The sequence below is a fragment of the Limnofasciculus baicalensis BBK-W-15 genome (genome assembly GCF_024178385.1).
GTDB lineage: Bacteria > Cyanobacteriota > Cyanobacteriia > Cyanobacteriales > Coleofasciculaceae > Limnofasciculus > Limnofasciculus baicalensis.
Window position 1 is genome coordinate 10,501 of sequence record NZ_JAMZMM010000118.1, and the last position, 5,793, is coordinate 16,293.

3 protein-coding genes and 1 pseudogene are annotated in these 5,793 nt (G+C 43.0%); 1 reads left to right on the forward strand and 3 read right to left on the reverse strand.

The window, feature by feature from the left end; genetic code table 11:
- From NJ959_RS13400 to NJ959_RS13410, 3 genes and pseudogenes are all read right to left on the reverse strand, one after another.
- Positions 1 to 511: pseudogene (locus tag NJ959_RS13400) on the reverse strand (hypothetical protein); the annotation flags it as partial.
- Positions 512 to 641: 130 nt separating this feature from the next.
- On the reverse strand, positions 642 to 2,510 hold the full coding sequence (locus NJ959_RS13405; protein WP_254012256.1) for a serine/threonine-protein kinase: 1,869 nt from the start codon (positions 2,508 to 2,510) through the stop codon (positions 642 to 644).
- Positions 2,511 to 2,551: 41 nt separating this feature from the next.
- Positions 2,552 to 4,183 carry an NB-ARC domain-containing protein gene (locus NJ959_RS13410; RefSeq protein WP_254012257.1) on the reverse strand — a complete coding sequence of 544 codons (1,632 nt, stop codon included), beginning with the start codon at positions 4,181 to 4,183 and terminating at the stop codon, positions 2,552 to 2,554.
- Positions 4,184 to 4,449: 266 nt separating this feature from the next.
- Here NJ959_RS13410 and mltA point away from each other — a divergent pair.
- A partial coding sequence (gene mltA / locus NJ959_RS13415) for a murein transglycosylase A (RefSeq protein ID WP_254012258.1) occupies positions 4,450 to 5,793 on the forward strand: 1,344 nt, incomplete at its 3' end.

Below are 5,793 nucleotides of genomic sequence, written 5' to 3' on the forward strand. Positions count from 1 at the left end.
CTTCTTCTTCTGGCGGCATTTCATCCCGTTGAATCGCACTAATTTCTAATTTTGTTTGAACGGGTTCCTCATCCTCTTTGACCATATCCTCGCGCTGGACTGTCCCAGAGGGCGCTGACTCCTGAGTCTGTGGCGAATTAATCTGACTTACCACCTGCGCCGCTACTTGATCTGCTTCCTGCTCGTAGGGATCGCCAGGTTCCCCAATCGTTAGTTTTGCCTGAATCGGTGATGCTTCTGAAGGTGCAAATGAGGGAATACTTGCAGCATTGTAGCCAAACTTTTCTCCGGCCTCCAATTGAGCTTGGATATCTGACCTCTCCTGAGAAGGGGCTGGTTTGGGCTGACGGGGTGCAAACGGACGTGGCTGCAATGTCTCTGCTGTGGTGGGCAATCTTGATTTTCTTGCCAGTTTCCCGTTACTGAAGGGGCGCGTCTGCAATATCTCTGGGTTTGGGGGAGATGGTTTTTGCTGTGACCTTTTTCTGTTAATGCTGCGACGAAGACCCATGACCAACTCCTCCAAATTCAGGCTCGGACACATTTGACTTATAGCACTATTCTATGCCGTAATCAATTTTTGGGGGATTGGGTTAATAAAAATTAATATATAGTAAACATCTCCTTGCCAAGTTATCAGATCATACCCACTGCCAAATCTTGAGAGTTTGGTCACTAGCGCCACTCACCAAAATATCTCCGTCTGGATTAAAAGCTAGAGAATAAACTGGTTTGGCATGACCGGAAAGCTTGCTTAAACGTTTGTGAGTTTCAACATTCCACATCTCGACAATTGTACCGCTAGCACTGGCAAGAATCTTGCCATCTGGACTAAAGGCGAGGGAAGAAATACTGTCGGAATCAATCGAAAAACTGTTAAGGAGCTTACCAGTCTGCGGCTGCCAAAAGTCAATAGTATTACCACTACCACTAGCAAGTATCTGACCATCTGGGCTAAATGCGATCGCGCCAATCCCGCACATCCGATTAGCAAAGGTACGCAACTGTCTCCCGATATTAGGATGCCAAAGCTCTAAAGTACCATTCAAACTACCAATAGCACATGTATTACTATCGGGACTGAAGGCAACTAACCTTGCCGCTTGGGAATTTCCTGCTAAAATCCTGAGTAATCTCCCTGTCCGTACCGCCCAAAGTTTGATTTCCCACTCACCAATACTGAGCAAAACCTGACCGTTAGGACTAAAAGCAATATCCCTAACTCTATCAGGTCTATCTTCAAGAGTCTGGAGAAATTTCCCAGTGGATAGAGACCATAATTTAATGCTTTGATCGTAACTACCACTGGCAATCGTTTGACCATCTGGACTAATCGCAATACAAGTGATCCGATTATTATGTCCTTTGAGAGTATTTTGCAGTTCTCCAGTCCGGAGTGACCAGAGTTTGATCGTGCCATCGTAACTACCACTGACTATTGTTTCACCATCGGACGAGATCGCAATCGATTCAATAATATCCTTATGTCCAGTCAGGGTACGGCGCAATTTTACCTTTTCCCAAGGAACGACAGGGTTTTTAGTTTGCAGAAATCTAAAAATAATACCAAGAATCGATCTTGGTTTATTTTGATTTAGCCCGTGCTGCATTTGGGGAATTGGCGGCGGTGGTGGTAGGGGCGGCTTTGGCGAGACAATATCTTCAATACACTTTAAAATCATTTGAGGTTTCTGTGGCCGTTGACCTTGAAAAGTTGCCATCATATACTCGATTAAATCGCAAAATTCCCGCGAAATTGGAGTTGAACTTTCTCGCCATTGTAATTTACCAGTCCGGGGGTTTCTATCAAAATCTGTTGGGGATTTTCCTGTGAGTAAATAGACGAATGTTCTTCCCAGTGCAAAGAAATCAGATTGCGGTACTGCATGTCCCTCCATTTGTTCTGGCGGCGTATATCCTGTTGAAATAATTACCGTACCTGTGATATTATCCCGTTGTCTTTGCAAGTAAGTAGCTGTGATTTCCCTAACCGCGCCAAAATCAATCAAGACAAGTTGTCCATCTGGTCTAATCATTATATTCGATGGTTTAATATCTCGGTGGATTAGATCTTGTCGGTGCAGTTGTTCTAATATTTCCACAAGTTGTTTCAACCAAGATATTGCTTGTTCTTGAGTGAGGATATAATTGCGGTTTTCTGTCCGCCATTCTTTCAAAGTTACCCCATCAATTTTTTCCATCACCAAGCAGTGGAGGGATTCATCTGTTTCTTGAGGTACGACAAAATATCCGTCTGGTTCTACTTTAGGAATACCTGGATGATTGAGCCTACTCAATACGGCTGCTTCTCGCTGAAATAGATCGACGGCTTTTTGTTTTGATTCTTGCTGGGAAAAACGACCCAAAGTCAAAACTTTTAGTACTTTCCGTATCCCACGATCGTCTACTTCAAAGGTTTGAGCAAACCCCCCCTTGCCAAGTTTTTTTAAAACTAAATAGCGGTTTTGAAGTAGCTGATTTGGCTCAATCATTATCGTATTAGTAATCATATTTTTATTAAGAGTTTAGGGGAATCGGATAGACTAAGATTTCAGTGTAGATTTACTTTACCAGCGCTCGTAGCAAGTAGATTGGAAATGTTAGCTGACCCATAGCCGACAGCTTGTGGTGAATCTTCTTCTAGAATGGAGAGAAGATCTTTGAGTTGTGTTTCCAGACTATTTGTACCTTTTACGTTCATATATAACCTTTCGAGAATCCGTTTGAGTAGCAAGCGACTTTGAAGGACTTTCACTTCGTCTCCGTCATGCTTATTGACTAAAGCATGGCTTCTTAACAATCCAATTTTAGAAGTTAAGCGAGTCTGGCAAGCTGTCCAAATATCTTTACAGACTTGTTCTATGAACTGATTTGTTACATACTTAACGATCACAGGCTCAATCGTAAAAACCGCTTCATTACCTTTACTGCTTGGTTCTTTTTCTAGTAAAGAGCGTCGTTTGAGTGATTCCAGTGCTGCTAATAATTCAGATACTGATGAGACAGAGAACCGCATGTTTAACCGCAATTCAGACAGAGAAATCGGCTGATTTTCGATAGCTAGATAATAGACAATTTCCTTTTCTAAATCTGAAAATCTCTCAAACTGCTGATCTAAAATGCCAGGTAAAATATCGCCAATAATTAAAGTACTTTGATCGAGAAATTCCGATATATTTCCATCAAATATTTCTTGAATAGTAGTCGCCATCAGTTTTAAAGCTAAAGGATTACCGCGATAAAGCTGAATTAGATCTTCCACCCCTCGCTTTACATGAGTAAATCCTTTCGTGGCTAAAAGCTGTTTGGCATCCTCTAACCCCAAACCCTTCAATTTTAAGTCTCTAACTGGTAGAGTAGCCCCAGCTAAGGAAGAAATTTCTATCGGTTTCTCTCTACCGATGACAACCAAACAACTTTGATGACGTTCTTCTCCCACTCGTCTAATTAACTCCCCATAACCCTGATAGCCTTCTTTATAATTCCCAGCCAACTCACCACGACGCAACACCGTCTCGAAATCATCCAACAGGAGCAAACAGCGTTTTTGCTGTAATTGATCCATTAGGATGGAAACTTGACCGTTTATTGTTCCAGGTAACTCTGCCACCTGACCATCTGACAAAAATTCAATCAGATCGGCTAAGATATCTGAGACTGGTGGTCCATGACGGAGGGTTCGCCAAATCAGACAGTCAAAAGATTGCTGAATCTGTTCTGCCAGCTTCACCGCCAGCGCTGTCTTGCCAATCCCCCCCATCCCTAAAAGTGCGACTAGACGAGTATGTTGTATGACGAGCCATTCTTCTAACTGTTCCAATTCAACAGTACGACCATAAAAGATTGAGGTATCAATGGCTTCTCCCCAATCTTGACGGGTATTGACACTCCCTTCGCTGCGGCGATCTACTATTTCTTCCCAGTTTAGTTCTAAAACTTGGCAGTATGCTTTGAATGCAGTAGCACTAATCGGTTGTCTTCCAGCTAAAAACCGTTTCCATGTTCCTTCTGAGATCCCTTTTGCATAAGGACCTCCTGAATACCAAATTATCTCAGGCTCGATCGCCTGACTAGCTTTAACCAAGCAGGTGTCGTCGTCATCAATACTCCAACCCCATCCCCGTTGATTTCTCGCTTGTTTAATTCGGACTATTCCCAGCCGAGAGGCTTTTAGAGTCGGCATCGAGTACACCCTAATCTTACTATTGTCAAGATCAATTCTAGATTAATTTTAACTCAGTTCCCAAACACCTGAAGCAGATTTTAGGATCGGTAACTCACCGATTTTAACTAAATGGGAGTACTTCAAGTAGCAAATCTTTAGGGGTGTTGTCGCCGGGACTTAATATTACGGATAAGGTATTAGCGAGCTAAAATCTGATTTATAACGTAAATATTAAGTCTCTGTAGGTATGGTTGAAGGGATAAATTAGATGGATAGCTATTTCAATGAACAATAAAATTACCGCGATCGCATTTAGCTTAGGACTAGCCAGTCAAGTCTTTCTGTATAATCTAGTTCAATCGCCAATCCGGGCGAATGAACCCGGAACACCAACAAGAGCAAACTCAGGAATTAGCGCACAAATCTCAGCAATTGCTTGTCACTTACTCTCGACAACAGCAAACCCTTTCACCAAAGATCCATCGGCTAGCGATCGCGAAAATACGCTGTTTAAAGTTCAAACTGCTGTATCATTTCCCCAGTGCGGGTTACAGAATTTAGGCATAGACGACGGGTTGTGGGCAGATATCGCTCAATCAGAAGGTGGCAATAATTTAACCAACAACCAAAAACTAACAACCAACAACAAACAAGCACTTTTAACATCAATTGATTATAGTATCCGTTATCTACAAACAGAGGGAGCCGCAACAGCATATCAAAACTATCCAATTCCTGGCATTACTCGCGATCGCGTTTTTCGCTCCCTGAGTAGATTCCGTAAATTGTTACTATCTTCCCGTTCCCCAGCCGAATTAGAAGCGGCAGTAAAACGAGAATTTATATTTTATCAATCAGTAGGAAAAGATGGAGAGGGAACAGTTTTATTTACTGCTTATTACGAACCAATTTACCCTGCATCTCGCGTCCAAACTTCAGAATATCGGTATCCCCTCTATCGCCGTCCCCCAAATTTATCCTCTTGGTCGAAACCGCACCCAGATCGGAGAGAATTAGAAGGAGAGGATGGATTACAAGGGTCAAAAGGCAAGTTGCGAGGATTAGAATTATTTTGGTTACGCGATCGCATAGAAGCCTACACTATTCATATCCAAGGTTCAGCCAGACTTGTGCTTCCTGATGGCACCCAAACCTCAGTCAACTACGACGGCAATACTGCCTATTCCTATAGCAGCATTGGACGTGCCCTCGCAGACGATGGTAAATTACCCTTAGAAGGGATGACCATGCCAATTATTTTGGATTATTTCCACAAACATCCCGCAGAATTAAATATATATATTCCCCGCGATCGCAGTTTCGTCTTTTTCAAAGAAAGCCATGGGAATCCCGCCATGGGTAGCATCAACGTCCCCGTCACCGCTGAACGTTCCATCGCCACCGACAAATCCCTGATGCCACCAGGCGCTTTAGCACTAATACATGCAGGCTTTCCCTTTGTCAATACCACAGGACAAATCGAACATCGAACCATCAGCCGCTATGTTCTAGATCAAGATACCGGAGGCGCAATTAAAGGTGCTGGAAGGGTAGATTATTTTTTGGGAACGGGTGAGGAAGCAGGGGTGAGATCCGGGGTAACTGTGAGTAACGGACAATTATATTAT

What these genes read in the sequence shown, in the direction of transcription:
- NJ959_RS13405 (WP_254012256.1), bottom strand. Translation starts at nt 2,510, where the DNA reads ATGATTACTAATACGATAATGATTGAGCCAAATCAGCTACTTCAAAAC.
- NJ959_RS13410 (WP_254012257.1), bottom strand. Translation starts at nt 4,183, where the DNA reads ATGCCGACTCTAAAAGCCTCTCGGCTGGGAATAGTCCGAATTAAACAA.